The following is a 4,760-nucleotide window of genomic DNA, read 5'->3' on the forward strand; positions in this document are numbered from 1 at the left end:
CGCCGGCGGCGGCGGCGCCGGCGGCCGTCGCCGTGGCACCGGCGGTGGAACAGCTGGTGCGTTCGGACGCGGAGGCGGCAAGAACAAGGCACGCAAGTCGAAGCGTACGAAGAGGGCTGAATTCGAACTGCGCGAAGCCCCGTCGCTGGGTGGCGTCAGCGTCCCCCGCGGCGACGGCGGTACCGTGGTGCGTCTGCGCCGCGGCGCCTCGATCACCGACTTCGCCGACAAGATCGACGCGAGCCCGGGCAACCTGGTCACCGTGCTGTTCCACCTCGGTGAAATGGCCACGGCGACCGAGTCGCTCGACGAGGCCACCTTCGACGTGCTGGGCAGCGAACTGGGTTACAAGATCCAGATGGTCTCGCCCGACGACGAGGACCGCGAACTCCTGCTCGCCTTCGACATCGACATCGACCAGGAGCTGGCCGACGAGACCGACGAAGAGCTCGAGGTCCGTCCTCCCGTCGTCACCGTCATGGGTCACGTCGACCACGGTAAGACCGCGCTGCTCGATGCCATCCGTAACGCCAAGGTCGCTGCCGGTGAAGCCGGTGGCATCACCCAGCACATCGGCGCCTACCAGGTCGTCACCGAGCACGAGGGCATCGAACGCGCCATCACCTTCATCGACACCCCCGGTCACGAGGCGTTCACCGCCATGCGTGCTCGTGGTGCGCAGGTCACCGACATCGCGATTCTCGTGGTCGCCGCCGATGACGGCATCATGCCGCAGACGATTGAGGCGCTCAACCACGCGCAGGCCGCCAACGTGCCGATCGTGGTCGCAGTGAACAAGATCGACAAGCCGGGTGCAAACCCGCAGAAGGTGCGCCAGCAGCTCACCGAGTTCGGTCTCGTCGCCGAAGAATACGGCGGGGACGTCATGTTCGTCGACGTGTCGGCGAAGAACAAGGTCGGCATCCAGGAAATCCTGGACGCCGTCCTGCTCACCGCCGACGCCGGCCTGGACATGCGCGCCAACCCGAACAAGGACGCCCGCGGTGTGGCCATCGAGGCCAAGCTCGACAAGGGTCGCGGTGCAGTTGCCACCGTGCTCATCCAGTCGGGCACGCTGAAGGTCGGCGACTCGATCGTCGCCGGTACGGCCTACGGCCGGGTCCGTGCGATGGCCGACGAGAACGGCAACGCCGTGCTCGCCGCGGTACCGTCCCGTGCGGTCCAGGTTCAGGGCCTCTCGAGCGTTCCCCGCGCCGGTGACACCTTCCTCGTCATCGAGGAAGACCGCACCGCGCGTCAGATCGCCGAGAAGCGTGAAGCCGCCGAGCGCAACGCCCTGCTGGCCAAGGCCCGCAAGCGCATCAGCCTCGAGGACTTCACCCGCGCGCTCGAAGAGGGCAAGGTCGAATCGCTCAACCTCATCATCAAGGGTGACGTTTCCGGTGCCGTTGAGGCCCTGGAAGAGTCGCTGCTCAAGATCGAGGTCGACGATTCAGTTCAGCTGCGCATCATCCACCGTGGTGTCGGTGCGGTCACGGAGAGCGACGTCAACCTCGCCACCGTCGACAACGCCATCATCATCGGATTCAACGTCCGCCCCGACACGAAGGCGCGCGAACGTGCGGCTCGTGAAGGCGTGGACGTGCGCTTCTACTCCGTCATCTACAACGCCCTCGAGGACATCGAGTCATCCCTCACCGGAATGCTCAAGCCCGAGTTCGAAGAAGTGCAGAGTGGTATCGCCGAGATCCGCGAGGTCTTCAGCTCCTCGAAGTTCGGAAACGTCGCCGGAGTCATCGTGCGGTCGGGAACGATTACGCGAAACGCCAAGGCACGGGTCATCCGCGACGGCATCGTCGTGGGCGACGGCCTGGCCATCGAATCGCTGCGTCGCTTCAAGGATGACGTCACCGAGGTCCGTACGGACTTCGAGGCCGGTATCGGGCTTGGTAAGTTCAATGACATCCAGATCGGCGATGAGATCGAGACGATCGAATTGAAGGAAAAGCCAAGAGGTTAATACCTCTCGGTGGTACGGGTCTCCGCTTGATCCCCCCTAAAGGGAAGAGAGCGGGGCCCCTACCCCGATTCCCTACTGTGTTGATTGAATGCAGGGGGGGGATCAAGCTACGACCTCACTCCTCGAGACACCAACCTTCAAGCGATGGTGGGGGAGGACTTGAGAGCGTTTGAAGTACCCCGAAATTTATAGGTTCATGAGGAGTTCGACATGGTAGATCCGGCGCGCGCGAGAAAGATGGCGGACCGCATCAAGGTCATCGTGGCCAAGCGGCTCGAACGCGGCATCCGCGACCCGAGGCTCGGCTTCGTGACCATCACCGACGTCAAGGTCACCGGTGACCTGCAGCACGCTTCGGTGTTCTACACGGTCTACGGCTCCGACGAGGAGCGCAAGGACAGCGCCGCAGCGCTGAAGGCCGCCACCGGCATGATGCGCAGCGAGGTCGGCAAGAACATCACCGCCCGGCTGACCCCGTCGATCGAGTTCATTGCCGACGGCATCCCGGAAAACGCCGCCCTCATCGACGACCTGCTGCGTGAAGCACGTGAGCGCGACAGTCAGGTCGGCGAGCTGGCCCGCGCCGCCGTATACGCAGGCGACGAGGACCCGTACGTGAAGCCGCGCGAGTACGCGGAGGAAGACGACGACGAGGACGACGACAGCGACGAAGACGAGGTGGAGGTCGCGCCCGCACCCACCGGCCGGCACGTCGCCGACACCGAACCGGACGCCGGCCAGGCGTAACGCCCACGGGCCAGGCCCGCCATCCGAAACCTCCGACGTCCCGCACGGGTCCCGGAGGTTTCTGGTTGGTGAAACATTCCGGAACACACCCGTTGGTTATGGGAAATCCCCGGTGCACGCGGCCATTTGTCCCTAGGATCGATCCAATTGTCCGGATCCGAAGGGGTCGTCATGGCCACATCCCAGCAGTCCACCGCAGCCGCAGGCAGCGTTCCCCTCTCCGAGGCGTATTACGGTGCTCCCATCGCGCTGGCAGTGAAGCGGTTCTTCACCAAGTACGCCACGTTCACGGGGCGCGCCAGCCGGAGTGAGTACTGGTGGTGGGCGCTGGTGAACTACGTCGTGCTCTTCGCGCTCGGGATGGTGGCGCTGGTCGCCGGCGGTACCCCGCAGGTGTCGGTGGACGGCACCGTCGCGCCGCCCTCGGGTGGAGCAATCGTGGTGGTGGTGCTCATCTCGCTCTACGGGCTGGCCACCCTCATCCCTGGGCTGGCTCTCACGGCTCGCCGATTGCACGACGGCAACTTCTCCGCTCTGTTCATCCTCATCGTCCTGGTTCCGGGCGTCGGTGGTCTGATCCTGTTCATTCTCACGCTGCTGCCCTCGAAGCCCGAAGGCGCCCGGTTCGACGTCTAGCCTGGCGCCCGACGGTGCGAGGGCGGGTCAGGCTTCGGTGGCGGCGATGGTCCAGCTCGCCGAGTGGGTCGCGCCCGGTGCCAGGCGCACCAGGTCTTCGCCGGTGGAGAAGGCATCCGGCGGGCAGGTCATCGGTTCGACGGCCAGCCCGATGCGGCTGCGCTCAGGAGCGGGGCGGTCGGCGGTGTGCACCTGCAGCCAGGGTAGGTCCGCGCCGAAGCTCAAGCGCACCCCGGTTCCGGTCGGGCTGGTCACGATCACGGTGGCCGAGCCGTCCGCATCGGTGGTGATCGACGTGAAGGCGTGGTCGATGAAGGTGTCGCCGATGACGCGGGGGGAGCGGAAGTCGAACTCCGGGGTGGTCTCGACGGGAACCGTCGCCACCGGGCTGAGCCGGTCGGGCGTGACGGTGAGATAGCTCGCGGCCGGGAACTCGAGCGTCCAGTCGTCCACGGTGCCCGGGCCAGCCACGAGGTAGGGGTGCGGCCCGGTGCCGTACGGGGCGGTGCTCGCGCCGAGGTTCTCGGCGGTGACGGTGGTGGTGAGGCCGTCATCGTCGAGCCGGTAGCTGGCCAGGACGGCGACGGGGTGCGGGTACCCGTCGCTGGGCACGATGACGGTGCGCAGGGTCACCGAATCGGTCGAACGCGACTCGAGAGTCCAATCCGCCCAGCAGACCAGGCCGTGGAGGGCGTGGGAGCGGGTGGGCTCCGTCAGCGGCAGCTGGTAGTCCACACCGTCGAAGGTGTAGCTGCCGTCGACCACCCGGTTGGGCCAGGGGGCCAGGATCGCGCCCCGGTACCCGGGGCGCACCTCGTCGGCGTCGAACGGCACGACCAGGTCGCGGCCGTTCCAGGTGAGCAGGCGGAGACTCGCACCGACGCTGGCGATGGTGGCCGAGTAGCCATCGTGGGTGATGGTGAACTGCAGGCCGGACAGCGGCAGCACGAACGCATCCGTGTCGCGGGCGGCGTCCTGCGCGGGGGAGTCGGCGATCGCGGCGTCAGTCATGGGCTAGTACTCGTTTCAGGTAGACGTTCTCGAAGCGGCCGGCCGGGTCGACCCGCCGCACGTGCGCCGCGAAGTCATCGAGGCGGGGGTAGGCGCGGCGCAGCCGGGCCGGGGACATCGTGGCGACCTTGCCCCAGTGCGGGCGCGGCGCGAAGGGTTCCAGGGTGTGCTCGATGAGGGGCAGCACCGTGAGGATCTCGGCCGGGAGCGGTTTCCAGGTGAAGTGGATGGCGAGCGAGTCGCGGGCGTAGCTCGGGCTGAGCCAAGCGGTGTCTGCGGCCACACTGCGCAGCTCGGAGATGTGCAGCAGCGGGGCGATCCGGTCGCCGATCGCACGCAGGGCGGTGATCGCGGCGACGGCATGTTCGGCCGGAATGAGGTACTC

Annotated in this window: 5 protein-coding genes; 3 read left to right on the top strand and 2 right to left on the bottom strand. The window is 66.8% G+C overall.

Going from position 1 to position 4,760, the window contains the following annotated elements:
• The 3 genes from infB to JWP54_RS15810 form a co-directional block, all read left to right on the top strand.
• On the top strand, positions 1-1,981 hold a 1,981-nt coding region (gene infB, locus JWP54_RS15800), incomplete at its 5' end, for a translation initiation factor IF-2 (protein ID WP_297373865.1).
• A gap of 210 nt (positions 1,982-2,191) precedes the next feature.
• Positions 2,192-2,728 (top strand): 30S ribosome-binding factor RbfA, encoded by a 537-nt coding sequence (rbfA, locus tag JWP54_RS15805; RefSeq protein ID WP_297373867.1) that lies wholly within the window; start codon positions 2,192-2,194, stop codon positions 2,726-2,728.
• Positions 2,729-2,899: 171 nt separating this feature from the next.
• Positions 2,900-3,364 (top strand): DUF805 domain-containing protein, encoded by a 465-nt coding sequence (locus JWP54_RS15810; RefSeq protein WP_297373870.1) that lies wholly within the window; start codon positions 2,900-2,902, stop codon positions 3,362-3,364.
• Between the two features lie 27 nt (positions 3,365-3,391).
• Here the strand turns inward: JWP54_RS15810 and JWP54_RS15815 are convergent, their stop codons facing one another.
• Complete coding sequence (locus JWP54_RS15815) at positions 3,392-4,375, bottom strand: aldose 1-epimerase family protein (RefSeq protein WP_297373873.1); 984 nt, start codon at positions 4,373-4,375, stop codon at positions 3,392-3,394.
• Positions 4,368-4,760, bottom strand: a 393-nt coding sequence (locus tag JWP54_RS15820) for a D-arabinono-1,4-lactone oxidase (RefSeq protein ID WP_297373876.1), incomplete at its 5' end; no start/stop codon positions are given. The genes JWP54_RS15815 and JWP54_RS15820, both read right to left, overlap by 8 nt.

Source organism: Cryobacterium sp. (genome assembly GCF_025463825.1).
Taxonomy (GTDB): Bacteria; Actinomycetota; Actinomycetes; order Actinomycetales; family Microbacteriaceae; genus Cryobacterium.